General features: G+C 68.7%; 1 protein-coding gene. It reads right to left on the bottom strand.

Translation table 11 applies throughout. The annotated features are described in order from the left end of the window. A partial coding sequence (locus AUL35_RS21380) for an IS3 family transposase (RefSeq protein ID WP_156418160.1) occupies nucleotides 1–297 on the bottom strand: 297 nt, incomplete at both ends.

A 297-nucleotide genomic window follows, 5' to 3' on the forward strand; every position in this document is an offset into this window, starting at 1 on the left:
AGGAAGTCCAGGCTCCAGCGTTGGTTGGCGGCCACGGGTGCTTCGATCGGTCGCCGTGTTCCCATGGCCCGCTTGCGCCCGCCGCGCCGGCGCACGGTCAACTTCTCCTCGCGATAGAGCCGCTGGACGCGCTTGTGGTTGACGGCATGACCCTCCCGTTTCAGCAGGACGTGCAGCCGCCTGTAGCCAAACCGCCGGCGCTCGCCCGCCAACTCCTTCAGTCGTGCTCGGAGCAACCCATCGTCAGGCCGCGTCCCCTCGCATCGAACACTCGCCCGGTCCGCCCCGATCACCCGA

This window comes from Aureimonas sp. AU4, from assembly GCF_001463765.1.
In the GTDB taxonomy this organism is placed as follows: Bacteria; Pseudomonadota; Alphaproteobacteria; order Rhizobiales; family Rhizobiaceae; genus Aureimonas.